20 protein-coding genes are annotated in these 26233 nt (G+C 74.9%); 8 read left to right on the top strand and 12 right to left on the bottom strand.

Annotation, left to right across the window (positions count from 1 at the left end):
• Positions 1-33 precede the first annotated feature (33 nt).
• Positions 34-111: a putative leader peptide gene (locus tag AFM16_RS40605; protein WP_354752945.1), complete on the bottom strand. Its 78-nt coding sequence runs from the start codon at positions 109-111 to the stop codon at positions 34-36.
• A gap of 132 nt (positions 112-243) precedes the next feature.
• Here AFM16_RS40605 and AFM16_RS04510 point away from each other — a divergent pair, with 132 nt between their 5' ends.
• From AFM16_RS04510 to AFM16_RS04480, 7 genes are all read left to right on the top strand, one after another.
• Positions 244-666 (top strand): secondary thiamine-phosphate synthase enzyme YjbQ, encoded by a 423-nt coding sequence (locus AFM16_RS04510; protein WP_030786803.1) that lies wholly within the window; start codon positions 244-246, stop codon positions 664-666.
• Between the two features lie 119 nt (positions 667-785).
• Positions 786-1907: a hypothetical protein gene (locus AFM16_RS04505; protein WP_143648311.1), complete on the top strand. Its 1122-nt coding sequence runs from the start codon at positions 786-788 to the stop codon at positions 1905-1907.
• Positions 1908-2065: 158 nt separating this feature from the next.
• The gene (locus AFM16_RS04500; RefSeq protein ID WP_078632527.1) at positions 2066-2965 is read left to right on the top strand and encodes a cyclase family protein; all 900 of its coding nucleotides are present in this window, start codon (positions 2066-2068) and stop codon (positions 2963-2965) included.
• 155 nt (positions 2966-3120) lie between these two features.
• The gene (locus tag AFM16_RS04495) at positions 3121-6024 is read left to right on the top strand and encodes a SpoIIE family protein phosphatase (protein ID WP_078632526.1); all 2904 of its coding nucleotides are present in this window, start codon (positions 3121-3123) and stop codon (positions 6022-6024) included.
• A gap of 107 nt (positions 6025-6131) precedes the next feature.
• The gene (locus tag AFM16_RS04490) at positions 6132-7661 is read left to right on the top strand and encodes a sugar ABC transporter ATP-binding protein (RefSeq protein ID WP_245177631.1); all 1530 of its coding nucleotides are present in this window, start codon (positions 6132-6134) and stop codon (positions 7659-7661) included.
• On the top strand, positions 7658-8692 hold the full coding sequence (locus tag AFM16_RS04485; RefSeq protein ID WP_078632523.1) for an ABC transporter permease: 1035 nt from the start codon (positions 7658-7660) through the stop codon (positions 8690-8692). Before AFM16_RS04490 ends, AFM16_RS04485 begins: the two co-directional genes overlap by 4 nt.
• A gap of 49 nt (positions 8693-8741) precedes the next feature.
• Positions 8742-9905, top strand: a complete 1164-nt coding sequence (locus AFM16_RS04480) for a substrate-binding domain-containing protein (RefSeq protein ID WP_078632521.1) — start codon at positions 8742-8744, stop codon at positions 9903-9905.
• A gap of 44 nt (positions 9906-9949) precedes the next feature.
• On the opposite strand, the gene AFM16_RS04475 is transcribed toward AFM16_RS04480, so the two are convergent.
• The 11 genes from AFM16_RS04475 to AFM16_RS04425 all read right to left on the bottom strand — a co-directional run bounded on the left by AFM16_RS04475 (position 9950) and on the right by AFM16_RS04425 (position 25259).
• The gene (locus tag AFM16_RS04475) at positions 9950-10363 is read right to left on the bottom strand and encodes a cytidine deaminase family protein (protein ID WP_078632518.1); all 414 of its coding nucleotides are present in this window, start codon (positions 10361-10363) and stop codon (positions 9950-9952) included.
• A gap of 16 nt (positions 10364-10379) precedes the next feature.
• Positions 10380-12224 carry a glycoside hydrolase family 15 protein gene (locus tag AFM16_RS04470; RefSeq protein WP_030786827.1) on the bottom strand — a complete coding sequence of 615 codons (1845 nt, stop codon included), beginning with the start codon at positions 12222-12224 and terminating at the stop codon, positions 10380-10382.
• Between the two features lie 106 nt (positions 12225-12330).
• Complete coding sequence (locus AFM16_RS04465) at positions 12331-13566, bottom strand: vWA domain-containing protein (protein ID WP_107419023.1); 1236 nt, start codon at positions 13564-13566, stop codon at positions 12331-12333.
• Positions 13563-14795 carry an AAA family ATPase gene (locus AFM16_RS04460; protein ID WP_078632516.1) on the bottom strand — a complete coding sequence of 411 codons (1233 nt, stop codon included), beginning with the start codon at positions 14793-14795 and terminating at the stop codon, positions 13563-13565. Before AFM16_RS04460 ends, AFM16_RS04465 begins: the two co-directional genes overlap by 4 nt.
• A 102-nt stretch (positions 14796-14897) precedes the next feature.
• Complete coding sequence (locus tag AFM16_RS04455) at positions 14898-16388, bottom strand: hypothetical protein (protein WP_078632514.1); 1491 nt, start codon at positions 16386-16388, stop codon at positions 14898-14900.
• A gap of 144 nt (positions 16389-16532) precedes the next feature.
• Complete coding sequence (locus tag AFM16_RS04450) at positions 16533-17072, bottom strand: DinB family protein (protein ID WP_030786839.1); 540 nt, start codon at positions 17070-17072, stop codon at positions 16533-16535.
• A gap of 120 nt (positions 17073-17192) precedes the next feature.
• Positions 17193-22277 (bottom strand): hypothetical protein, encoded by a 5085-nt coding sequence (locus AFM16_RS04445; RefSeq protein WP_078632512.1) that lies wholly within the window; start codon positions 22275-22277, stop codon positions 17193-17195.
• Positions 22274-23128, bottom strand: a complete 855-nt coding sequence (locus AFM16_RS04440; protein WP_030786846.1) for a DUF4132 domain-containing protein — start codon at positions 23126-23128, stop codon at positions 22274-22276. The genes AFM16_RS04445 and AFM16_RS04440 overlap by 4 nt, the downstream gene beginning before the upstream one ends.
• A gap of 94 nt (positions 23129-23222) precedes the next feature.
• On the bottom strand, positions 23223-23786 hold the full coding sequence (locus AFM16_RS04435; RefSeq protein WP_030786849.1) for an MBL fold metallo-hydrolase: 564 nt from the start codon (positions 23784-23786) through the stop codon (positions 23223-23225).
• 92 nt (positions 23787-23878) lie between these two features.
• Positions 23879-24268, bottom strand: a complete 390-nt coding sequence (locus AFM16_RS04430; protein ID WP_030786851.1) for a cold-shock protein — start codon at positions 24266-24268, stop codon at positions 23879-23881.
• 112 nt (positions 24269-24380) lie between these two features.
• On the bottom strand, positions 24381-25259 hold the full coding sequence (locus tag AFM16_RS04425) for a LysR family transcriptional regulator (protein WP_078632510.1): 879 nt from the start codon (positions 25257-25259) through the stop codon (positions 24381-24383).
• A 144-nt stretch (positions 25260-25403) separates the two neighbouring features.
• Here AFM16_RS04425 and AFM16_RS04420 point away from each other — a divergent pair, with 144 nt between their 5' ends.
• On the top strand, positions 25404-26216 hold the full coding sequence (locus AFM16_RS04420; protein ID WP_107419022.1) for an EamA family transporter: 813 nt from the start codon (positions 25404-25406) through the stop codon (positions 26214-26216).
• The last annotated feature ends 17 nt before the right edge of the window (positions 26217-26233 follow it).

Here is a 26233-nt window from a genome sequence, read left to right as displayed (position 1 = left end):
CGGGCGCGGGAAGGGGCGGAGAGCGAAAGGGCGTCAGCGGCGACACGCGGCCGAGGCCACCCGCAGCAGGTCGATGTGACCGCGCGTGGTGAGCAGCGCCGAACGCAACATGCCGAGGAACGTAGCCAGGCGCTGGGGCAGGGTCAATGGCCGTCTCGCGCAGCGGACATGCGACGGATACGCGGCGGACATGCCTTATCGCCGGACACGTCGTATCCCCGGCGGATGGGTCACGATGGGCTCATGGAAGCCGCGTTCACCACCCGAGTCCTGCACATCGCGTCCGGCACCCGGGAGCGGGTCGTCGACCTGACCCGGGACTGCGAGGCGTTCCTCGACGAGGCGGCGGCCGGCCGCGACGGCCTGCTGAACGTCTTCGTCCCGCACGCCACCGCCGGCATCGCGATCATCGAGACCGGCGCGGGCAGCGACGACGACCTGCTCACCGCCCTGCACACCCTGCTCCCCGCCGACGACCGCTGGCAGCACCGGCACGGCAGCCCCGGTCACGGCCGCGACCACGTCCTCCCGGCCTTCGTGCCGCCGCACGCCACCCTGCCGGTGATCGGCGGACGGCTGGAACTGGGCACCTGGCAGTCGGTGTGCCTGGTGGACACCAACAAGGACAACCCGGAGCGCCAGGTCCGCCTGTCGTTTCTCGGCTAGGCGGCTGATGGGGGAGGAGTGAACCCCGTTGGGCTCGGCGCGCAAGGGACATGCGAGGCTGGTCGCGCTGTTGCGAAAGCCGTGTGCGGCACAAACGGGGGAACGTCGTGGGAGATTGGGTGTCGAGGCACCTCACGTTGCTGTGGAGCCTGGCCCTTGTGGGCCTCGTGCTGGTCATCGTCGGGTTCTCGGTCCGCGCGCCGGTGACGGACTGGTGGCTGGCACGCGAGGCATGCGGGGGTGCCCTGCCCGGTGACGATCTGAAGACGGTACGAACGGACGTACGACTCGGCTCGGAACGGGAGTCCTTCGACAAGGATCTCGGTGAGTACCACTGCGTGCTGAAGAGCGATGCGGACAAGGTGGTGGTCGCCGTCGACGCCTATCCGCCAGGACCGGCTCGCGACGAGGAGTTGCGGTTCGCAGGGACCTCCTATCCGCCGCACGCCGTCCTGCCGGGCGGTCTGCCCGGATTCGAGGACGAGTACAGCCGGGTCTTCCTCATGCCCGAGTGCCCGACCGGCATCCGGGAGCCGCGCGGCGACGACCGCCGTCTGCTCGTGACCACCTGGACCTACTTCGCCAAGAGCCGCGAGGAGAAGGCCGCCATGCTGCGGCTCGCCGTGCGGATGACGAACGTGGTGACCGAGAAGCTGGGGTGTGGTGGCGAGCCGCTGCCCGAACCGAGAGACGGAGCGGTCCCGGACACCGGCCGGTTCGTGCCCCGCGCGGACGCGAAGGGCACGGCCTGCGACGCCCTCGCCACCACCCGTGTTCCGGCGGAAGGCCGCGACGGGGAGGTGCGCATGGCCCTCGCGGACGGCGGCATCGTCGGACGCTGCACGCTGTACGCGCCGAAGGACGATGACGGCAGTGACCGGCGGGGCCGGCCGCTCGTCGAGCTCACCGGTTGGCGCGGTGACTGGGGCACGGACGTACGCGAGTGGGGCTCCGGCCCCGACGCCCTGCCCATGGGCGCCGGTACCTGGAAGCCCGCACTGACCGAGGACAGGGCATGGGCCGTCGCCCGGTGCGACGGCGGGAACGCCGGCTTCGCCGCGTACTGGGGCTACGACGACCGCCCTCGTGAGGAGAAGGAGAGGGACGAGAGGCAGCGCCCGCTGACCGAGGCGGAGAAGCAAGCGCGGCGCGTCCTGCTGCGCGAGTACGTGACGGAGTTCGCGAAGGACCAGGTCCGGCGCGGGCACTGCACCGGGTTGCAACTGCCTGAGATTCCGTGAGACCCGTTCCCGCGCTCCCCGCTGGCGCGCGTCCTCACAGGGCCCGGCGGATGAGCTGAGCGGTCACCGGCGGATGGGCTGAGCGGTCAACAGCCGGATACCGAGGAACAGCCCCGAGGCCAGCTACCCTCGGGACTGTCCTCACGGAGGAGACGCGGATGACCGAGTTCGACGCGCTCTTCGACGCCGTGCGTGCCTGGGGCCGCTGGACCCCCGCCGACCGGGGTGCCTGGAACCGGGTGGGCGCGGAGCAGGTGCGGCGGGCCGTGGCCGGGGTGCGGTCCGGGGAGGTCGTTCCGCTGGCGCTGCCCTGGGACACCCGGCCCGGACCCGACAATCCCCGGCCCGCGCTGCACCACATGACCGACCTCGGAGACGTGGAGAGCCCGGAGCCCTCCGCGTACAAGGACTTCGTCGCCGCCGACTACCACGGCCGGAGCGTCACCCATCTCGACGCGCTGTCCCACATCGCCTACCGGGGCCGTCTCTACGACGGCCGGGCGGCGGACGAGTCCGTCGACGCCGGGGGCGCCCGCTTCGGCGCGGTCGCGGCGCTCGGCGCCCTCGTCACCACCGGTGTGCTGCTCGACCTGCCCGCCGTCCACGGGGTCCCGTGGCTGGAGCCCGGACAGGCGGTGCGGGCGCGGGACGTCCTCGCCGCCGAGAAGGCCCTCGGGGTCACGATCGGCGAGGGCGACGCCGTACTGCTGCGCACCGGGCACGTCCGCCGCCGCGCGGAACGCGGCGCCTGGGACTCCGCCGCGCTCAGCGCGGGCTTCCATGTGGACGCGGTGCCGCTGCTCGCCGAGCGGGGGGTCGCGCTGATCGGCAGCGACGGCGACAGTGACGTACGGCCGTCGCCGGTGGCGGGTGTGCACTCGCCGGTGCACGCGCTGGCGGTCGCCGCGCTGGGGGTGCCGCTGCTGGACAACCTCGATCTGGAGGCCCTCGCCGGGGCGACGGCCGAGGCGGGCCGCCACACGTTCATGATCGTCGTGGCGCCGCTGAACATCCCGGGCGGCACGGGCTCGCCCGTCACCCCGGTCGCCGTGCTGTGATCGGCCTGTGGTCGGCCGGCCTGCCCACGTCCGCGCGGGGCGGACACACCGTGACTAGTGTCCGGTATGTCCGTATCCTCGGCTGTATTCGTATCTCCAGCGATGTCGCGTTCTTCATGGCTGGTGGAATGTCGCGGGCGTGAGTGAGGCGAAGCATGGTCCGGTCCGGCGGGGAACCGATGCCGACGGGGCCCGCCCACCTCCGTGAGCGGTTCCTCCAGGGGGAGCCGGTCGCGCGGGGCGGGGTGCGCGGCTCGATCCTCGACTCCTGGCGGCGCTGCCGCAGCCTCGGGCTCTCCCCGGACCAGGCCGATCCGCCCTTCCATGACGACTTCGATCCGGACGGGCGGATCGTCCGCGCCGCCGCACCGGTGCTGGACCGCCTGCAGGCCCGCTACTCCGGGACCGAGATCAACATCAGCGTCGCCGACGCCACCGGCACGGTCCTGCTGCGCCGCTTCGGCGAGGCGTCGCTGGCCGCCCGGCTGCCCGCCTTCCAGCGCGTCCCCGGCTTCATGTTCGCCGAGCGCTTCGCCGGCACCAACGGCATCGGACTCGCGCTGGCGGACCGCCGGTTCATCCGCGTCCACGGCGCCGAACACTTCGCGGAACGCTCCCAGCAGAACGCCTGCGTCGCGCTGCCCGTCCGGGACCCGCTCAGCGGGCGGATCGAAGGCGTCCTGTGCTTCGGCTATCCGCGCGCCGCCGACAGTCCGGCGCTGGGCATCGTCCTGCGCAGGGCGGTGCGGGCCGTGGAGCGGCGGCTGCTGGGCGAGAGTTCGGCCCGCGAGCGCGCGCTGCTGCGGGCGTACCTGGCCACGGGCGTCGACACCGCCGACGGCCCGCGGCGCGGTGTCGCCCTGGACGAACCGGCGCTCGGGCTCCACCCCCGGGACCGGGCGCTGCTCCTGGAACGCGCCGCCGAGCTGCTCTCCCGCGGACAGCGGGCCGCCGTCGCCGTGACCCTCTCCGACGGCCGACGGGTCACCCTGGTGAGCCGCCCGACGGCGAGCGCCTCGGGGGTGGCCGGTCTCGCCATCGAGGTCGTCGTCCCCGGACCGGCCGCCCCCGGCGGGCCCGGAGGGCTTGGAGGGCCCGAGGTCGCCGTCCCGCACCAGAGCGACGCCCTGCCCGAGTTCGCGACCGCCCCCACCGTCCTCGCCGCCGTGTCCCGGCTCGCACGGCTCACCGCCGCCGCGCCACCCCGCCCGGCGCCCACCACACCGACGGCGACAGACGGTGGTGTGACGATCGACGGCCGCCGCACCGGCCCTCCGCCCTCCACCCGTACCGAGCGCACCGGGCGGACTGGGCGGACCGGGCCCCCACCCCCCACCCCACCCCCCTCCACGCGAGGCCTGCTCCTCGTCGGCGAGCCCCACGTCGGCGCCTACGCCGTGGCCGCCCGTCGCCGGCTGGAGCTGCTGTCCGAGGTCGGCGCCCGGATCGGCACCACCCTGGACGTGCGCCGCACCGTCGGGGAACTCGCCGAGACGTCCGTCCCGAGGTTCGCCGACTACGTCACCGTCGACCTGCCCGAGCCCGTGCTCCGCGGCGAGGAGTCCGCCGATCCGCTCGCCGACCTGGTGCGCACCGTGGTGCACGGCATCCGCGACGACCTCCCCTTCACACCCGTCGGGCAGCGGATCGTGTTCGGCCCGACGGCACCCCAGGTGCGCTGTCTGACCACCGGCCGCGCCGAGCTGGAACCGGACCTGAAGGTCGCCGCGGGCTGGCTCGCCCAGGACCCCGAGCACACCGAACGGCTGCTGGCCCACGTCCACTCCCTCATCGCCGTACCGCTGCTCGCGCGCGGTGTCGTCCTGGGGGTCGTCAGCTTCTACCGCGCGCAGGATCCCGCCCCCTTCGGGGACGACGACCGGTCGCTGGCACAGGAGCTGGTGAGCCGGGCCGCCCTGTCCACCGACAACGCCCGCCGCTACACGCGCGAGCGCGGGATGGTCCTCGCGCTCCAGCGCCGGCTGCTGCCGCACGGGCTGCCCGACCAGGACGCCGTGGAGGTCGCCCACCGCTATCTGCCCGCCGAGTCCGACGTCGGCGGGGACTGGTACGACGTCATCCCGCTGTCCGGGGCCCGGATCGGACTCCTGGTCGGGGACGTCGTCGGCCACGGCATGCTCTCCGCCGCCACCATGGGGCGGCTGCGCACCGCCGCCCGCAGCTTCGCGGAACTCGACTTCCCGCCCGACGAGGTCCTCGGCCACCTCGACAACCTGGTGGGCCGCCTCGACCGCGACGATCCCGACGGCGAGGGCGTCGGGATCATCGGCGCGACCTGCCTGTACGTGATCTACGACCCGACCGAGCAGCGCTGTGTGATGGCACGCGCCGGGCATCCGCCGCCCGCGCTGGTCCGTCCCGACGGCACCGTCTCCTACCCCGAACTGCCCGCCGGGCCGCCGCTGGGCCTCGGCGGGCTGCCGTTCGACGCGGTCGAGATCGACGTGCCGCCGGACAGCGGGCTGGTGCTCTTCACCGACGGGCTCATCGAGGACCGCAACCGCGACGTCGACCTCGTCCTCGACCAGTTGCGCGGTGCCCTCGCCGGCCATCCGGAGCGCTCCCCGGAGGAGACCTGCGAGGCGATCCTCGACAGCGTCGCCCCCGCCCACCCCTGCGACGACATCGCCCTGCTCGTCGCCCGCACCCACGCCCTGGACCCCGCCCGGATCGCCGCCTGGGACCTGCCTCCCGACCCGGCCCTCGTGGGCGAGATCCGCGCCCGCGCGACACGCCAACTGGCCGACTGGGGGCTCGAGGAGACCGCGTTCGCCGTGGAGCTGATCCTGAGCGAGCTGGTCACCAACGCGATCCGGCACGGCTCCGGTCCCGTCCGGGTCCGGCTGCTGCACCACCGCTCACTGATCTGCGAGGTCTCCGACAGCAGCAACACGGCCCCGCATCTGCGCCAGGCCGGCTCCAACGACGAGGGCGGACGCGGCCTGTTCCTCGTCGCACAGCTCGCGCGGAGCTGGGGGACCCGCCATCTGCCCGAGGGCAAGGTCATCTGGGCCGAATGCGGCCTCGACGCCGCCTGACACGCCGCCGGACACGCGGGCTGCGCGGAATGTCGTACGCAAGGGCACGTAATGTCACAAACAATGTCAAACGACACGAAGATCCCGCCCCGCCCACGGCGCACCCCATGCTGAGCGTCCGCGGGCTCGGCAAGCGGTTCGGCGGGACCGTCGCCCTGGACGGCGTCGACCTCGACGTCCACGCGGGCGGCGTCCTCGCCCTCCTCGGGCCCAACGGCGCAGGGAAGTCCACCCTCATCAAGGTGCTCGCCGGTGTCCACCGCGCCGACACCGGCGAGGTCACGGTCGACGGCCACCCGCTCGGCAGCCGTGCCGCGACCCGCGCCATGGCGTTCATCCACCAGGACCTCGGCCTCGTGGAGTGGATGACGGTCGCCGAGAACATCGCCCTGGGCGCCGGGTATCCGCGCCGCGCCGGGCTGATCTCCTGGCGGCGGACCCGCGAGCGCTGCGCCGACGCCCTGCGGACCGTCGCGGCCGGTCTGGACCCGGACACCCCGATCGCCCGGCTCGCCCCGGCCGAACGCGCGCAGGTCGCCATCGCCCGGGCCCTCGCGACCGACGCGAAGCTCCTCGTCCTGGACGAGCCGACCGCCCGGCTCCCCGCCGCCGACTGCGCCCGCCTCTTCGACGTCCTGCACACCCTGCGCGACCGCGGCCACGCCCTCCTCTACGTCAGCCACCGCCTGGACGAGGTGTACCGGGTCGCCGACTCCTTCGCCGTACTGCGCGACGGCCGGCTCGTCAGCCACGGCCCGCTGGCCGGCCACAGCCCCGCCCGCCTGGTGCACGACATCGTCGGAGAGGAGCAGCCCGCGACGGTCCCCCCGAGCACCGCGGGCCGCACCGGACCGGTCGTCCTCGCGCTCGACGCCGCCCACGCCCCCGGCGTGGGGCCGGTGAGCCTGGAGCTGCGGGCGGGGGAGGCACTGGGGCTGGTCGGCCTGACCGGCGCCGGACACGCCGAACTGGGCCGCGCCCTGGCCGGGGCCCGGCCGCCGCTCGACGGCGGGGTCCTCCTCGACGGCCGCCCCTACCGCCCCCGCACGGTCGCCGAGGCCGTGGCGCGCGGTGCCGGCCTGGTCCCCGCCGACCGGCTGCGCGAGGGCTGCCTCGCCCGGCTGACCGTACGGGAGAACCTCCTCGCCGTGCCCCGGACCGCCGACGGGTCCGCGCCGCACTGGATCCGGCCCCGCCGGGAACGCGCCGAGGCAGCCCGGCTGATCGCACGGTTCGCGGTGCGGCCGGACGACGGCGAGGCCGTCCTCGCCACCCTGTCCGGCGGGAACCAGCAGAAGGTCATGATCGGACGCCGGCTGCGGGTGGGCCCACGGCTGCTGATCCTGGAGGAACCGACCGCCGGCGTCGACATCGGCGCCAAGGCCGCCCTCCACCGGCTGCTGGACGAGGCGCTCGCCCAGGGCCTCGCCGTCCTGCTGGTCTCCACCGACGCCGAGGAGGTCGCGAGCGTCTGCCGCCGCGCCCTGGTCCTGGTGCGCGGATCGGTCACCGCCGAGCTGACCGGACCGGCCCTCACCGCCGCCGCGCTCACCCGGGCCGCCTCCGCCCTCCCCGGGCCGACGACCGGGACCGGGCCGGCGACCGGGACCGGGCCCGCGACCGGGACCCGCCCATGACGACCACCCCGCGCCCGCGCCGCCCCGGCGTGCACTGGATCGGCGCCTACGGACTGCTCGCCCTCACCGTCCTGCTCGTCGTGGTCTTCTCGCTCGCCCTGCCCCGCACCTTCCCCACCCTCGACACCGTCGACTCGATCCTGTCCAACCAGTCCATCCCGGCCGTCCTCGCGCTCGCCGCGACCGTCCCCGTCGTCACCGGCGCCTTCGACCTCTCCATCGGCTACGGCCTCGGCCTGGCCCATGTGATGGTGCTCCAGCTCATCGTCGAGGAGGGCTGGCCCTGGCCGCTGGCCTGCCTCACCGTGATCGCGGGCGGCGCGCTGGTGGGCGTCCTCAACGGGATCGTCGTCGTCTTCGGCCGCATCGACTCCTTCATCGCCACCCTCGGCACCGGCAGCATGATGTACGCGGTCAGCGGGTGGGTCACCGACGGCGGCCGGATCGTCCCCGGCCCCGGGGGCCTGCCGCCCGCGTTCACCGACCTCTACGACTCCACCTTCCTCGGCCTCCCGGTCCCCGCCTTCTACGTGCTCGGCCTCGCCGCCGCGCTCTGGGTGGTCCTGGAGCGGCTCCCGCTCGGCCGGTACCTGTACGTCGTCGGCTCCAACCCGCGCGCCGCCGAACTCGTCGGCATCCGCGTCCGCGCCTGCACGGTGTACGCGTTCACCGCCTCCGGGCTGATCGTGGGCTGCGCCGGTGTACTGCTCGCCGCCCAGCAGCAGATCGGCAACCCCAGCGTCGGCCTCGACTATCTGCTGCCCGCCTTCGTCGGCGCCCTCCTCGGCGCCACGGCGATCAGACCGGGCCGGCCGAACGCCCTCGGCACGGTCGTGGCGGTCGCCGTCCTGGCCGTCGGCCTCACCGGCATCGGCCAACTGGGCGGCGAGTTCTGGACGGTCCCGCTGTTCTACGGCGGCACCCTGCTCCTCGCCGTCGGCCTGGCCGGGTACGAGGCGCGTCGCCGACTGCGCAGCGGGAGGGAACCGGCGAGGGCAGAGACCGCCGACGCGCCACCGTCCCCGCCCTGACACCGCTGTCCGTGGCACATTCGCCCACCGTCGCTCAAGGGAGGTCCCCGTGTCCGGCCGCCACCGCTCAGGCGCCCCCGCCCGCACCGCGCGGCTCGCCTCCTGCGCCCTGCTGGCCTGTGCCGCCCTGCTGGCCGGCTGCGAACGCGGCTCCTCCCGGGATCCCGACGAGACGGTCCCGGGCGCGGCCGGTTGTCCCGCCGTACAGGCCCGGGCGGCCGCCGCCGTCACCACGGCCGAGGCCACCGACGCGCCCTGGGACGGACCGACCACCGGCCCGCGAGCCGTGCCCGGCAGGACGCTCGTCTACGTCGCCCAGACCATGACCAACCCCGGCGTCGCGGGCGCCGCCGACGGTGTGCGGCAGGCCGCGCGGGTCATCGGATGGACCGTCCGGGTCATCGACGGCGGCGGTACGCCCGCCGGGATCCAGGCCGCGATGAGCGAGGCCGTGGCCCTCAGACCGTCGGGCATCGTCATCGGCGGGTTCGACCCCGACGCCACGTCACGGCAGGTCGCCCGGGCCGGTGAACTGGGCATCCCCCTCGTCGGCTGGCACGCGGTCGCCGCCCCCGGCCCCAGCAGCAGGCCCCCGCTCTTCACCAACGTCACCACGCGCGTGGAGGACGTGGCCCGGATCAGCGCGCAGTGGGTCATCGCGGAGTCCGGCGGCCGGGCCGGGGCCGTGATCATCACCGACGCCTCGATCCCGTTCGCCCGGAACAAGTCCGAGCTGATCCGCGCCGCGCTCGCCACCTGCCCCGGGGTGCGGATCCTCGCCTACGAGAACATCCCGATCCCGGACGCGAGCAGCCGCACCCCGCGCGAGATCTCCGCCCTCCTCGCCCGGTTCGGCGACGCCTGGACGCACTCCGTGGCCATCAACGACCTGTACTTCGCCGACGCCGCGCCCGCCTTCCGCGCGGCCGGCGAGGAGGGCACAGGGCCGCCGTACAACATCGGGGCCGGGGACGGCGATCCGTCCGCCTTCCAGCGCATCGACAGCGAGCAGTACCAGCAGGCGACCGTGCCCGAACCGCTGTCCCAGCAGGGGTGGCAGATCGTCGACGAGTTCAACCGGGCCTTCGCCGGCCGCCCCGCCACCGGGTACGCGGCCCCGGTGCACATCGCCACCGCCGCCAACAGCGAGGGCGCCACCACCTGGGACCCGCCGGGCTACCGCGAGGCGTACCGCGCGATCTGGGGCCGATGACGGGCCGGCGGCCGCCCCGCCACCGGGTACGCGGCCCCGTCCCGTCACTCGGTGTCGAGCTGGTGGTCGGCCCACACGTAGCTCGCGGGCAGCAGTTCGGCGACCGGCACCGCCCGCATGCCGTCGCCCTCGCCCACGATGACCTCGACGCCGGGGAAGTAGTCGAGAAGCACCTGCCGGCACCGGCCGCACGGAGGAACGACCCCTCGGTCGCGGTCGCCCACGGCGACGATCGTGGTCAGCTCGTAGACCCCCTGCGCGGCCGCCGCGCCGATGAGGACCAGCTCGGCGCAGGGGCCGCCGGTGAAGTGGTAGGCGTTCACCGCGGTGACGATCCGGCCGTCCGGGGCGCGGCCCGCGGCCGCCATGGTGTGGTTGTCGCCCCGGCAGCGTGTGCGGGCGACGTGCGCCGCGGCCTCGACGAGTTCGTGGTCGACGGGGTGGTTCTGCATGGTCATCTTCCCTGCCTACCGGTCAGCCCAGGGCGCGGTCCAGATTGAACGCCGCGCTGATCAGGGAGAGATGGGTGAACGCCTGGGGGAAATTGCCCTGTTGTTCGCCGGTGTGGCTGATCTCCTCGGCGTACAGGCCGAGATGGTTGGCGTACGTCAGCATCTTCTCGAAGGCCAGCCGGGCTTCGTCCAGCCGGCCGGCGTGCACCAGGGCCTCCACGTACCAGAAGGAGCAGATGGAGAACGTGCCCTCGTCGCCGCGCAGCCCGTCGGGGCTGGCGCGCGGGTCGTAGCGGTAGACCAGGGAGTCCGACACCAGTTCGCGGGTGAGCGCGTCCAGCGTGGACAGCCACTTGGGGTCGGTCGGGGCGATGAACTTGGCCAGCGGCATCATCAGCACCGCCGCGTCCAGCACGTCCCCGTCCTCGTGCTGCACGAACGCCCCGCGCTCCGCAGACCAGCCCCGGCTGTGGATCCGCCGGTAGATCCGGTCGCGGGCCGCCTGCCAGCGCGGCAGATCGGCGGGCAGACCGCGCCGGTTCGCCATCCGGACCGCCCGCTCGATCGCCACCCAGCACATCAGCCGCGAGTACAGGAAGTTGCGGCGGCCGCCCCGGGTCTCCCACACGCCCTCGTCGGGCTGGTCCCAGTGCTCGCACACCCAGTCGACCAGCGCGCACACGTCGTCCCACTGAGCGCTGGACACCGGCTTGGCCCACTTGTCGTACAGATAGATCGAGTCGATCAGCGCGCCGTAGATGTCCAGTTGGAGCTGATCGGCCGCCGCGTTGCCGACCCGGACCGGCGCCGAGCCCCGGTGCCCCTCCAGATGGGTGAGTTCGCTCTCCGACAGGTCCGTGCGGCCGTCGATGCCGTACATGATCTGCAACGGTCCCGACGGTTTGCCGTCACCCGGCGCGATGTGCCGGGTCACGAACTCCATGAACGCCTCGGCCTCACCGGAGAAGCCCAGCCGCAGCAGCGCGTAGACGCAGAACGCCGCGTCCCGCACCCACACATAGCGGTAGTCCCAGTTCCGCTCCCCGCCCAGCTCCTCGGGCAGACTCGTGGTCGGCGCGGCGACGATCGCCCCGGTCGGCGCGTACGTCAGCAGCTTGAGGGTGAGGGCCGAGCGGTGCACCATCTCCCGCCAGCGCCCGCGGTACCGGGAGGCCGACAGCCAGCGCCGCCAGTACGACACCGTGGCCGCGAACTGCTCCTCCGCCTCGGTGCGCGCGCACCGGCGGGGCGTCACCTCGCCGCCGACCCGGTCCAGGGCGAACACCGCCGACTCGCCCTCGGCGAGCTTGAACTCCGCGCGCACGTCGGCCCCGTCGGCCTCCAGGGGGACCGTCGCGGTCAGCGCCAGGGTCAGCCCGGCGGAGGCGAAGACCGCCACGTCGTCCTCGACGCGCAGGGTGTGCGGCTGCGCGCCGTAGTCGAACCGCGGGGCCACCCGGGCCTCGAAGGGGACCGTGCCGCGCACGCACAGCACCCGCCGGATCAGCCGGTGCCGGTCCGCGTCGCCGGGACCGCCGTCCAGCGGCATGAAGTCCTGCACCTCGCCCACGCCGTCCTCGGTGAAGAACCGGGTGATCAGGACGTTGGTGTCGGGGAAGTAGAACTGCTTGGTCCGGCCCGGGACCGCCGCCGCCAGCGCGAAGGAACCGCCGCGCTCGGCGTCCAGGATCGCGCCGAAGACGCTCGGCGAGTCGAACGCGGGGCAGCAGTACCAGTCGATCGTGCCGTCCGTCCCCACCAGGGCCACACTGCGCAGATCGCCGATCAGCCCGTGCTCGGCGACCGGGAGATAGCGGCCGTCCCGGGGCGCACCGGATGTGCGGTGGTGGTACGACGCGTCCGTCATCGAGACCTCCCTGGCCGGCCCCGGTCTCCCGCACCGGCGAGACCTCCAGCCTAGAACTGAGCGCGGACGGCGGCCCAGGGAACGCGATGCACGCCCCCCCCGAGACCTAGCCGATCTCCACCACCCGCGCCCAGGCCGGCGGCGTCTCCGGTTCGTAGTCCGGATCGTCCTCGTGCCGGTACGACGACGAGTCCCGGGGGAACAGGCCGACCACCGTCCGGCACGGCGGCGGCGTGCTCGGCCACGGGGTCTGCCCGTCGGTCAGTGCCACCACGACGTCCGGCCGGGGCCGGGAGCGCAGCGCCGTCGTGAAACCGGACCGCAGATCCGTGCCGCCGCCTCCCACCAGCGCGATGCCCTCGCCCCGGCACAGCGGATGCACCGTCCGGGCCGCCGCGTCGCACGACACCACGCTCACCAGGTCCCGCCGCCCGCCCACGGCCCGGGAGATCGCCGCGATCTCCAGGAGCGCGCCGCCCAGCTCGGCGTCGCTCACCGACCCGGAGGTGTCGACGACCACGCAGACCCGCGGCGGCCTGCGCCGCAGGCTCGGCAGCACCGCACCGGGCACCGACGTCGAGCGCCGCGACGGACGGCCGTACGTGTAGTCCTCGCCCGCACCGGGCCCGGAGGCCGCCGAGCGCACCGCCGCGCCCAGCAGCTCCCGCCACGGCTGCGGCGGATGGAACGCCTCCTCCGCCCACCGCTGCCACCCCTGCGGTGTGCTGCCCGGCCGCGCCTTGATGCCCTGCGCCACCCGGAACCGCACCGCGTCCCGCTCCTGCGCGCTCAGCCCGTGCGCCCCGTCCGGTCCGAGGTCCCACTCCCGCTCGCGCCCGTCGGCGCCGCTGCCGCAGTCCAGCCACGCCAGGTCCTGCGTGTGCGGACCGAGCCGGAACTCGCGCAGGTAGTCCTCCATCAGCTTGCCCGGGGCCAGTTTCAGCAGGCCCGGCACGACCGCGCCCCGCGGCCGCAGCAGCCCGTCGCCGAACACGTCGTCGTTGATCTCGCAGTCCGCCGCGATGTTCATCCGCAGCCGCTCGGCCGCCCCGGTCAGACCGCGTTCGCGCGCGACCCGCTCGCTGCGCCCGTGGTGGTCGCGCAGCAGATGGGACACCTCGTGCACCCACACCCCCGCGAGTTCCTCCACGGGCGTGCGGTCCACGAAGCCGGGGGAGACGTAGCACCGCCAGTGCCGGTCGACGGCCATCGTCGGCACCTGCCGGGACGCCACGGTGTGCAGGGCGAACAGCGCCGTCGCCAGATAGGGGCGGGCCCGCGCGGCGTGCAGGCGCGCGGCGAAGAGCTTGTCCAGATCCAGTGCGGGCCGCTCCTCGGTCATCGGCCCGCCTTCGCGCGGCTCGCCGTGCGCGCCGCCGCGTGGTCCGCGTGCCGGGACAGCGTCACCACACCGGCGAGCCGTTCGATCGACTCGGGGACGTCCCAGTCCTCCCGCCGCAGCGAGGCGAGGGTGGTCGCGGGGACGACGACCAGGTCCGGGGCGCCCGTCTCCAGCGCCCGCACGAGCACGGCCCACGCCGCGTCCCAGCGCGCCCGGTCCGGACGGCCCCGCACCGCCGCCACCACACCGTCCAGGACGGCCTGGCGCAGATCCCCGCGCTCGGGCAGCTCCGCCCCCGCCGGGTCGGCGAGCACCGACTCGGGGTCCGGCAGGTCCATCCGGTCCACGCTCGCCAGCAGCTCCAGCCCCGGGCCGTCCCCGACCGTGCCCCGCACCAGCATCGACAGCACCTCGCGGGACGAACCGGCCGCCGACGCGAACGCGATCAGGGAGAGCGTCATGTCCCAGCTCCGGGGCGACGGCCAGGGCCCGCCCCGGCGGGTCTCGGCACTGGGCAGCCGGTGCACGAGCGTGGGCCGGGCGGCGAGCAGCCCGCACACCGCGCGCCGCGCGAAGTCCACGGCCTCCGGCAGCCGGTCCGGGTCCAGCCGGGGCAGGGTGGCACGCGGCCAGACGCCGCCGAGGCCGCGGACGACGACCTCGTGGTCGTGGGCCCAGTGCAGATGGACGAACCGGTTCGCCAGGGGCGGGCTCAGCTCCCAGCCGTCGGCCGCCGAGGACCGCGGATTGGCGGCGGCCACGATCCGTACGCCGGGCGGCAGCCGCAGCGAGCCGATCCGCCGCTCCAGCACCAGGCGGAGCAGCGCGGCCTGCACGGCGGGCGGCGCGGTGGACAGCTCGTCCAGGAACAGCAGCCCCCGCCCGGCCCGCACCAGCCGTACCGCCCAGTCCGGCGGGGCCATCGGAACGCCCTGTTCGGCGGGGTCGTCGCCGACGACCGGCAGACCGGAGAAGTCGGACGGCTCGTGCACGCTGGCGATCACCGTGGTCAGCGGCAGCTCCAGCTCCGTGGCGAGCTGGGTGAGGGCGGCGGTCTTGCCGATGCCCGGCTCGCCCCACAGGAGCACCGGGAGGTCGGCGGCGACCGCCAGGGTCAGCGCCTCCAACTGGACGTCGGGGCGCGGTTCGGTGGTCGAGTCGCGCAACAGGGCCAACAGGTCGGCGGCGACGTCGAGTTGGGAAGTGGGGGACGGGGCGTACAGGGTCATGTGGGATCACCTTCGGGGTGCGTGTCCGGATCCCGACGGGGCAGGCGGAGACGCCCGCACGGCGAAGGGACACCGGAGGAGGAGAGGGAAAAGGAGGAACGGTCAGGAGAAGGTGGCGTGCCGAGGGCGCGAGCGCCTCGCCCGGCCCCGGCCGCTCGTTCTGATGAGGGGCAGGGCGGGTTTCTGCTCGGTCAGACCCGCCCGGAACAGGCCGTACGCGATCCGTCCCCGCGCGGCCGCCTCGAGCGCCTCGCGCAGCGGACCGCCGCGCAGGACGGCGTCGGGGCCCAGCAGACCCTCGACGACGGCCAGCGCACCGGCGACATCGCCGTGCCGGAGGCGTTCGCGGACGTCGGGCAGACAGTCGGGCCGGCGGTGTGCCTCGTCGATGAACCGGAGGCAGGGCAGCGGCGTGCCGGTCAGCGCGGCCAGCAGCTCCTCGCGCCGGATCTCGGCCGGATCGTGGTCGAGGGCGGCCAGCATTCCGTCGACCAGGCCGATCCGATGCCGGGCGCCCCGGCACTCGACGATCCGCGGCTGCCCCGGCCGGCCCGGAGGCGGTGCGGGACCGGCGCCGGGCGAGGGCGGCCTGTGGCCGGGCGCCAGCGCGGCGGCGACCAGCGGATGCAGCCGGTCGGCGTCGATCAGCCCGGCGCGCAGCAGCTCCAGATCGGGTGGCACCCAGGTCGAGGCGTCGGGCAGCAACGGCAGCCCGGACGCGGCGGCGTCGGCGGGCACCGGCCCGATGACCGGGCGGGCCTCCACGTCCAGAGCCAGACGGTGCCGTCCGCCGAGCCGTACGACGACGGTACGAGGGTGAGGGCGGCCGGGTGTCTCGCCCGCCCTGTCCGCCCGCAGCAGGAGCCGTGCCTCGGCCGCCCACCGGTCCACCGGGTACCGCGGTGCCGACGCGGGAGCCTCCGTGTCGGGCGGCCGGTCCGCGCCCGAGCGCAGCCGCAGCTCGTCGGTCCTGCGGGCGTCCCACAGATGGCGGTGCAGGTCGAGGCGGAAGCGCCGGCTGGGCAGCGGATGTGGATGGCGGCCGCCGGTACCCCCAAAGCCGGTACCCCCAAAGCCGGTACCCCCAAAGCCGGTGCTCTCAGAGCCAGTGCCCTCAAAGCCGGGTTTCTGGGAGCCCGGCCCGGGCCCCTCCCACAGCGCCAGGCTGACGCGCTGTGCGGCGTCCGCCCCGCCCGGCGGCGTGCGCACCACGAGCCGCAGGGGCGGTCCGTCGTCGCCGTCCGGTGGGTCGTAGCGGGCGAGGGGGATGGTCAGGCCCGGGCGCAGGAGCCCGTCGGGCGCGATCCTCGGCAGGTGCCAGCGCAGCAGGTCGGGAGCGAGATGGCGGAGATCGGAGCGGATCCGCTCCGCCCGCTCCCGGCCGTGCCGGCGCGCCACGGAACGCAACGGGAGATCGACGTCCACGGCGGCCGCCGCGCAGGCGCCCGCCCAGTCACCGGTCAGACGCCGGGCCGTCGCGGTCTCGATCATGGAGGCCGGCACGGCGAACTCGCGCACGCGCAGCCACAGAAGAAGTCGGGAATCGTCGGTCGCGGGCCGGGTGAGCGGCCGGGTGAGCGGCTGATGGGACATCAGCACTCACCTTGCGCGGACGAGTCCCCCAATCCGTCAACGGGGTGAATGGTCATCGCGGTGATCGTAACGACGGGCCCGCCGGACCGCCACGCCTTTTCCGGCTGCGGCGGCCGACGGGCCCGTCGGACATCGGGTCGCCGCTCAGCCCATGCTCTTCGCCCCGTCCAGCGACTCCCGGATGATGTCGGCGTGACCGGCGTGCTGGGCGGTCTCGGCGACGATGTGCAGCAGCACCCGGCGGGCCGACCAGCGCGCGCCCGGCTCGAACCACGGTGCCGTCGGCAGCGGCTGGTCGGCGTCCAGGCTGGGCAGCGAGGCGATCAGCTCGTCCGTACGGGCGGCCACCTCGTCGTACTCCTTGAGCACCCCGGCGAGGGTCTCGCCGGGCAGCATCCGGAACTCGTCGAGCCGCGCGGCGAAGTCGGCCTCGGTCATCGAGTCGAAGTCACCCATGGCCGACGGGCCCTCGACGATGAACTCCGCCCACCCGCGCTCCGTCCCGGCCACATGCTTGATCAGACCGCCGAGACACAGCTCGCTGGCCGTGGTCCGCTGCCCGGCCTGCTCGTCGGTGAGGTCGCGGGTGGTGAAGCGCAGGAAGTGCCGCTGCTTGGCCAGCGCCGCCAGCAGGTCCGCGCGCTCGCCGGTGACGGTCTGGCCGAGGGGGGTGGAGTCGCTCATGGTCCTCTTCTTCCGTGAGTGCCGTTCCGAGGTCGAGACCCACAGTAGGAGCGAAAGAGGTCAGATCCTGACCTATACGGAACGCGGGAGCGCACCGATTCCGGACGGGTCGCGCGGTCGTCATCGGCGGCGCCCCCGGCGGGTCGCGGCGGTGGTCAGTTCCTCGTACGCGGGCGCGTCGCCGGACCGGACCCGCTCCCAGGCGCGGGCGAACAACTCGGGCACCGGCACGAGCGGAACGGCGCGCGCGTGGCCGTCGACCGGGTAGAGGCCCTGCTTCCAGATCTCCACCGGCAGCATGGGCGCCTTCAGGTCCAGCCAACCGCACGGCAGGAACAGGGTGCGCCCGGCGCGCGGCCGCTTCGCCTCCACCACCAGGGCGGACGCCGCGAGTTCGGCACGGGCCTTCTTCGCGCGGGCGGGCCGCCAACCGGTCCAGCGGACGCAGTTGCGGTCTGTCGGATCGGGCAGGGCCAGCAACTGGAGGTAGAGCGCCGCCGCGTCCTCGCTCAGCCCGTGCTCCCCGGCGACCTCGGCGACCAGCTCGGGCACGGACAACGCCGGGTCCTGCGCGTACCCGGCGGGGGCCTCGGGCCCGGTACCGGCCGCGAGCGCGCGGGGCAGCTCGTCGGCCAGGAGGGTCCGCAGGGCTCGCATCCCCTGGCCCCGGGCCGGTCCGACGAGCCCCTCCAGGAGGGCGAACACCGGGTCGTCCGGGCCGTCGAGCGCGCCCGGCCGGATCAGGACGGTCTCCTGGCTGCCGTACCAGGGCCGCAGCGCCAACGCCTCGCCGACGTGGGTCGTCCCGTCCGCGTCCGCGCCGCCGGTGGCGGGCAGCCCGTACGCGGTGCGTAGCTCGGCGGCGGTCGACGACCCCTTCGCCGTGAACGCCACGTCCGGATCGATCAGCAGCCCCGGGTCCGCGACGCGGCGGCGCAGCGCGGCCAGCCCCTCCGGCAGCAGGGCCCGCAGCGGATGGCCGTACGGCAGGGAGTAGGCGAGCTGGGTCAGGGCCGCGACGGCGCGGGGCAGGTCGTAGCGGCCGGGCAGCGCCTTCGGGTCCTCCGCGACCAGATGGCCGTCGCGGTCCCGCTGGACGGTGGTGCGGCTGATCCACGGGGTGCGCCCCGGGTTGAGGACCTCCTCGACGGAACCGGTGGGCAGCCCGCCGAGGGACAGGTCGGCGACGAGGTCCTCGGGCAGCCGGACGATCCCGCCGAGCCGCTCGGCCCACACCCGGCCGGCCGCGTCGACGTCGGGACCGGCCGTCCACAGCAGCTCCGGATCGTCCGGCAGCAGGGCGCCGACCAGCGCCGCCGAGTCCCCGGCCGGCAAGGAGGCCAGCAGACCGTCACCGAACTCCTTCTGACGCGGCTTCAGCCCGGTGGCCGCGCTCACCTCGGCGGTGAGCTGGGCCGGGCGTCCGGCGAGCAGCAGGGCCGCCTGGACCGGGCCGAGCCCGTCGCCGGACGCGGCGATGAGCGCCTCCCGCGCCTCCGGCCGCCAGGGCACCGCGCCCTTGTCCCGCACCAGCCGGACGAGGGCCGTCAGCGCCTCGGCGGGGTACGCCGCCGGATGCGCCGCCTCCCGCTCCAGCGCGAAGTGGGCGACCGCCCCGAAAGCACCGGACGGATCGTGGTCCAGGGCGAGCCAGTGCACCCGCAGATGGCGCGAGTCGAGGTTCTGGCAGCCGAGCACGACGACCGTACGGCCCGCCCGGCGCAGCACCTGCCCCACCCGCTCCGGCTTCCCGCGACTGTCGTACGGCTCGCTCAGCACGACCTCGCGCAGCGCGCCCCCGGGCGCCGCCAGGGGCCCCGCCGCGATCGACTCGCACAGCAGGAGCAGCGCCTCGCGGTGCGCGTCGGTCACGGTCGGGGACGCGGCGCGGTAGGCCAGCGGCCGCAGCACGTCCAGCAGCGACGGCCACACCGAGGCGATGCCCGGGATCCTGAACTCCTCGCTGCGCCAGCCCTCCTCGACGCCGGTGTCCCGGCACCGCTGCTCCAGCGGCCTGCCGTCGGCCGGGTGCCCGGACAGCACGTGGTTGACGGCCCGGATCTGTTGGAGCGCGCTCCAGCGCTCCTGGCCGCCGTACCAGCCGTAGCGGTGGTCGGCGAGCCCGCCGGTGGCCTCGCGCAGTGTCAGGTCGTCGCCGTGTTCGGGCTTGTACGTGGCGAACACGCCGTCGGTGTGGGGGCGTTCGGTCCGGGGGGTCGCGACCGGCGGCGGCGCGACGAAGTCCGCCGTCGACTGGACGAGCCGCAGCACCGCGCGCAGCAGCGAGGCGACCCCGGCGCCGAGCCGCCGGTCGCTCAGCTCGGGCAGTTCCCGGGCCACCAGGTCCCGGAGCACCTCTTCGGCGGTCGGTACGGCCGGCTCGGCGCCCGCGCCGGTGGTGGTGCCGGTACCCGGTGCGGCCGTGCCCGCCGTGGCCTTCCGGGCCGCCACGATCCGCGCCTGCCGCTCCTCCAGGGCCTCGGCGGCGGCGCGCACCAGGGCGGCCGCCCGCTCGTCGGTCAGCGTGCGCAGCGCGGCCGACGACCGCTCGTCGCGCGGCCGCAGCGCGTGCCAGAACGCGACCGGCGGCACGAACGGCGTACCCGCCGCGAACTCGCCGCCGCGCTCCATCGGCGTCACCGCGCCCAGCTCCCCGGCGGCCGACGTGTCGTCCGCCGCGTACAGGACGAGCTGCCGGTGCGTGGCGGCCATCACGGGCTCGGCGCCGCCGGGCAGCCGCAGCGCGCCCAGCGCGACGACCGCGGCGCGGCCCCGGCCCGTCGGCAGGGTGACCGTCCGGCCGTCCGGTGTCCCGGCGAACGTGTGCGTGTCGTCGCCGCTCACCCAGCGGCCGAGGATCGTGCCGTCCGTGCCGAACGGGCTGTTCTCCAGGCCGGGCTGGAGCGGCAGCACCTCGCAGTGCGCCGGGTGCAGCGGCGCGTCCGCGCGGTCGCCGTCCCGCAGGAACGCGGGCAGCGAGGCCCGCCCTTGGGCGCCGGTCGCCGGGTCGTACTCCGTCCACATCTGCTGCCGGCCCTGCCTGCCCTGGCGCCAGTAGGTGGTGCCGTCGCCCAGCACGGGCCTGCGGGCGGGCAGGGCGGTGTCGCCCGCGTACAGGGTGCGTCCGCCGGTGGCGCGGCCGCCGCCGGGCAGCGGGATCGAGGGGGAGCCCGCGTCGGCGCGGCCGTACCAGTAGTGCGGGAGCTGCTCGCCGCCCAGCGGGAACACCTCGGCGGGGCGGCCGGACCAGTAGCCGAACTGCTGGTTTCCCTGACGCCACATCACCAGCAGCTGGCCGTCCGTGTACCGGAACGCCGGGCGCTGCCGGTGGTCCGGGGTCACGGGCAGTCGCAGGTCGTGGTCGAGCAGGATCTCCGTCGGACCGACCACGAACACCTTGTGCCCGCGGGAGACGATCAGCGCGGGCCATGCCTCGGTGACGTGCGGCGCGCTGCCCTCGTCGCGGTCGGGCTTGGTCTCGGCCTTGATCCGGCGCATCGCCTCCTCCAGCGCCGGCCAGCCCAGCTCGTCCGGGATGCCCGCCCGCAGGGTGCGCCCGAGCAGCGGGGCCGCGTCATGGGCGGCGACCCGGGCGACGGCGGCCGGGGCGACGCGCGGGGCGACCGAACGGAACGGGCGCAGCCGCTCCAGCGCGGCCCGCGCGGCGGGCAGTCCGACGGCGGCGGACAGTTCCCCGGCCGCCTCCTCCAGCCACGCGCGCAGGACGTCACCGAGGGCGGGGTGGGCGGCCAGGCCCTCCAGGGTGTCCCGGTGCGGCCGCTGCCCGCCCTGGGTGCCGATCTCGGCGTGCAGCAGGGGCCGGGCCCACGGGGACGCCGCCGAGGCCGTCAGATCGCGGCGGCCCGGCCGGGAGTCGCGCAGCCAGCGGTCCAGGCCCAGGAACACCACCTGGTTCTCGCGCGGCGGGACGAGCGGGACGCCCTCGGCCACGCACAGGTCGAGCAGGTCGAGGTCGGCGCCCGCGTGCCAGCGGCCCGTGAAGAGATCGACCGGCCGGCCCAGCGCGCGCAGCCGGGGCGCCATCCGCGCCACCAGCGCGAGCGTCGCCGGGGAACGGCCGCACAGATTGCCGTTGTGCTTGCGGTGCAGCGCCCACCGGCTCAGCCAGTCCGCGGCGTCCACCCCGTCGGCCGCCGCCCCCGCCTCGCCGGTGAGCAGCAGGTCGGCGCCGCACTCCGTGAGCAGCGCGAGCCAGAACTCGTCGTCCTCGACGGTCCGGCCCAGTCCGGACGGCATGATCTCCAGCAGCCGGCGGCGCACCTCGGGCCGCCGCTCGGCGAGGACGACCAGGGTTGTCCGGTAGGTGTTCCAGAAGGACGCCGGGGCCCGCACCGCGGCCGGCGAGGCGAGCAGGTCGGCGACCAGCGCGCACTCCTCGGTGACCCGGTCGAGCCCGGTCGCCCTGATCAGCCCGCGCGCGTCCTGCGGCAGCGAGGCGTACGGCGGCATCCCGGCCGCGCAGCGCTCCACCGTGAGCTGCCGGAACTGCGCCCAGGCCGCGGCCGGGTCGAGCCGGACCGTCAGCGCCTTGACGTGCTCCCGGAGCGCCTTGACCGTCAGCGCCCCGGCGAACGCGAACTCCAGGAACACCGCCCGCTGCCGCTCCTCGTCCACCGTCAGCGCGTGCACCCGCTCGGCCTCGCGGGCCTTGCCGAAGAACGCGGCGGCGTACGTGGTGTTCTCGTGCTGGAGGAAGACACGGGCGGCCTGCTCGTAGAAGGTGGGCAGGAAGTGCGGGACCGCCCGGCCGAGCCGGGTGCCCAGCTCCTCGAAGCCCTCCTTGGCGATCCCGGGCCGGGACTTGGCCTGCCGCGCCAGCCGCTCGATGTCGCGGACCAGCGCCAGCGCGTGATGGCCGTTCGCCGGGTCGTTGACCAGCGCCCACGCGGGGAAACCGAGCGCCTCCTTGCGCACCTGGCCCACCTCGGGGGTCTCCGGGGTGCGGGCCAGGCCGAGGAAGTCCAGCGCCAGGTCCTCCGCCTCGCCGAGGGTGCCCGGCACCAGCCGGACGACGGCCCGCTCGCCCAGCGCCGGATGCGTGTACGTGCGGACGGTGAGCGTGTCGGCGTCCTCGCGGCCGGTGCCGCCGAGGGGCAGGATCGCGCCCGCGTCGAGAAGCACGGCGGCCGTGGTGTCGTCGTAGGCGGTGCGGCGGTCGGCCGTGGTGTCGTCGTACGTGGTCATGCCGCCCGCTCCTCGTCCTCGATGTCGCGTCCCGCGTACAGCGCGGCCGCCATGCGCATGCCCTCCGACCAGGCCACCGGCCCGACCTGACCGAGCTTCAGCACCCGTCCCGCGTCGTCCGTGAACACCAGCGGGCCGGTCTCGGACTCCTCGTAGCCCTCGTAGTCGCCGACCCAGACACGGGCCTCGACGGTGCGGTCGTCCTCCAGGACGGAGCAGACGGCGTTGCCGCCGCGCACGCGGTAGCCGAGCTGGGACGCCCGGCCGTGCAGGAACCGCTGTTCCTTGAACCTGCCGCCCGCGTACTCCTCGACGGAGTCGGCCCCGGCGTCGAGCGCGGCGGGCCGGTGCCACACCTCACGGAAGAGCTGCTGCGCGCGCTGCGTCACCTCGAGTTCGGCGGCGAATTCGCGCAGTTCCTCCAGGTCGTCGAGGAGGACCGGGTGCGGCAGCCGGACGAGGTCCGGGGTGATGCGCACGCTGTCGCCGTCGAGGTCGACCAGGCCGAGACCGCGCTCGGGGTCGGCGTCCCGCAGGAATCCGGCCACTTCGCCGTCGGCCCCCGTGACGACGAGATCGCGCAGGGCGGCCTGCCAGGCCGGGTCGGCCCACACGCCCACGACGACGGCGAACGGCACCGGCAGCGAGCGCACCATCCACCGCTCCACATCGGCCAGGCACTGCCGTTCGTGCCGCTCCAGCCACTCGGTGAGCTGCCGCAGCCCCACCACCGCGGCATGGTCGGCGATCTTGGACGGCACGGACTTCAGCCGCCGCCCGGCCGCGTTACGGCACACCACCTTGCCGTCGTCGAGGGCGACTTCGTAGTCGCCGGCCGACACCCACCCCATGTGTGCCTCCCGCACCCGCACTGATCAAGTGACCGGAACTGTAGATCAGGCCACTGACAACGGACGGACGGGACGGACGGGACGGCGGGCCCGGCTAGGCCGGCGTCCCCGCGTCCGGCGCGAAGGGGCTGCCGTGCCCGGGGACGATCAGGGCGGGGGAGAGGGCCAGGATCCTGGCGCGGGAGGCGTGCAGCGCGGCGGGGTCCGTGGCGTACGGGTCCTCCACCGGGCCCGCCGCGTCCCACCACAGGTGGGTGAACACGACCAGGCCCTCGGCGGTGTCGACCAGTGTGCTGATGTCCTCCGGCGTGTGCCCGGGCGTGGCCGCCAGCCGGATCGACGGCGACAGCCGGAAGCCGTCGGCGGGCCGGTCGGTCCACAGGTCGTCCTGGTAGACCGCCCAGTGGTCGTGGAACCTGGCGGCCGGGAACAGCGCGGCGTTGAGCGTGTGGTCGGGGTGGTGGTGGCTGAACACCACGTCGGTCACCCGGTCCGGTGCCACCCCCTCGGCGGCCAGCGGGTCGAGGATCAGCGACCGGTCCGCGACCATGCCGGGATCCACGACGACGACCGTGTCGCCGTCGCGTACGAGACTCACCGTGCTCGCGGTGCGCGGGCCGACGTACCCCGCGGTCAGGGTGCGGAAGATCGCTGCCATCCGGGCACCCTAACGGCAGCGCGCGGCCGTGCCCAGAGGAAGCGGGCCTCCCCGGCGCACGGCCGCCGTGGCGTCACTGCCGCGCGGCGAGGTCAGCCCTCGACCCAGCCGTGGTTCTTGGCGAACTGCGCCAGCCCGCCGCGCACCTGGACGATCTGCTCGCCCGTGAGCGAGGGCGCCGCCGACAGCAGCGCCTCCGTGACGTCCCGGGTGAACTCCTCCGTGCTGAGCACATCGCACAGCACGTCGTCGTCGGCGGCCAGCGGCTTGCCGTCCGCCCCGCGCGCGAGCCGCACACCGGACGCCTTCGGGCCCCGCTCGCCGTCCTCGATCTCGAACTCCACCACGATGCCCCGCCGCACCTGCGACTCGGGCATCAGCATGTCGTTGACGTGCAGGAAGACATCCTCCCCGCCGTCGTCGGGCGCGATGAACCCGTAACCACGCTGACTGTCGAAGCGCACCACACGACCGGCAACCATCCCAACCCCCAGCAACCTCGAAACACCCACGTCGGTGAACCTGTGCCGATCGTAGTCAAACCGGCCGCGCGAGGGCGACTCCTCCGCCTTCCCCCCTGACCGCTCCCGAGTGTCACCCCTCCCGGTACAGCCCGGTGAGCAGTTCCAGCACGTCCTGGACGGCCGGGTGCGGGTCGTCGCGCCACCACAGCAGACGGACGGCGACGGGCTCGGCGTCCCGCACCGGCCGGTAGACGACCCCGGGCCGCGGGTACTGGTGGGCCGTCGACTCGGCGGTCACCCCGACACCGCGGCCCGTGGCGATGACGGTGAGCCAGTCGTCGACGTCGTGCGTCTCCTCGGTGGCGGGCCGCGCGTCCGGCGGCCACAGGTCGAGGGTGGTCGTCCCGGTCCTGCGGTCGATCAGCAGGGTGCGCCCGCCGAGGTCGGCGAGCCGCACCGAGCGGCGCCGGGCCAGCGGATCGTCGGAGGCGAGCGCGCACAGCCGCCGTTCCAGGCCCACGATCGCCGAGCCGAACCGCCGGTCGGCCGGCGCCCGGCGCACCACCGCCATGTCGCAGGCGCCCTCGGCGAGTCCGGCGCTCGCGGAGTTCACCCGCACGAGCTGAAGCTCCGTCTCCGGGCGTTCGGCCGCCCACCGGCGCTGGAAGGCGAGCGTGTGCCGGTCGAGCGCCGACCACGCGTATCCGATCCGCAACCGGGTGTGCCCCGAGGCGGCCTCCCGCACCAGCGTGTCCACCTCGCCGAGCACCCGGCGCGCGTGCGCCACGACCCGCAGCCCCGTCGCGGTCGGCGTCACCACCCGCGAGGTCCGCCGCAACAGCCGTACACCCAGAGCCTGTTCGAGCGCGGCCAGGGTGCGGGAGACGGCCGCCTGGGAGACGCCGAGCACGGCGGCGGCGTCGGTGAAACCGCCCTCGTCGACGATCGCCACCAGACAGCGGAGCTGGCGCAGTTCCACGGCCGTGCTCGCCGTACCCGGAGCATCCATGCGTCCAGCGTATAGATGGCGCCGTGCATGCATTTTGCGCAAGGCCGCGCGGGGTGGAGCATCCCGGTCGTGACCTCCGCTGCCGCCGTTCCCGCGCCCACCGTCCCTTCGTCGGAGCGTCGGCGCGCCGTCGGGATCGCCACCATGGCCGGCAGCGGGCTGTCCAACCAGACGGGCGCCGCGATCGGTTCCCTCGCCTTCCCGGTCCTCGGCCCCACGGGGGTCGTCGCGGTCCGCCAGTACGTGGCCGCGGTCGTCCTGTGCGCCGTCGCCCGCCCCCGCCCCTGGTCCTTCACCCGCCGCCAGTGGGGCCCGGTCCTGCTGCTCGCCCTGGTGTTCGGGACCATGAACCTGTCCCTCTACACCGCCGTCGACCGGATCGGCCTCGGGCTGGCCGTCACCCTGGAGTTCCTCGGCCCGCTGGCCATCGCGCTGGCCGCCGCGCGCCGCGGTATCGACGCCTGCTGCGCGGTGATCGCCGGGGCGGGCGCCGTCACGCTGATGCGCCCTCAGCCCTCCACCGACTACCTGGGCATGGGCCTCGGGCTGCTGGCGGCCGGGTGCTGGGCGTCGTACATCCTGCTCAACCGGACCGTCGGCCGCCGGCTGCCCGGAGTGCAGGGTCCGGCGGCGGCCGCGGCGGTCTCGGCGCTGGCGTTCCTGCCGGTCGGGCTGGCCGTGGTGGTGCGGGAACCGCCCACCGCGGCGGCCGTCGGCTACGCCGTCGCCGCCGGGGTGCTGTCCTCCGCGGTGCCCTACCTCGCCGACCTGGTCACTCTGCGCAGCGTGCCCCCGGCCGCCTTCGGGCTGTTCATGAGCGTCAACCCGGTGCTGGCGGCGCTGGTCGGCCGGGTCGGCCTCGGCCAGCGGCTCGGACTCGTCGACTGGGCGGCGATCGGGGCCGTCGTCTGCGCGAACGCCCTCAGCGTCGCGGTGCCGCGGCGCGCCGCGCGGTGAGCAGGGCCTCCGGAGCG

It is taken from the genome of Streptomyces antibioticus (assembly GCF_002019855.1).
GTDB classification, from domain to species: Bacteria; Actinomycetota; Actinomycetes; order Streptomycetales; family Streptomycetaceae; genus Streptomyces; species Streptomyces antibioticus_B.
Note: the sequence above shows the minus strand (reverse complement) of the source record. Positions and strands in the feature narration are given on the sequence as shown.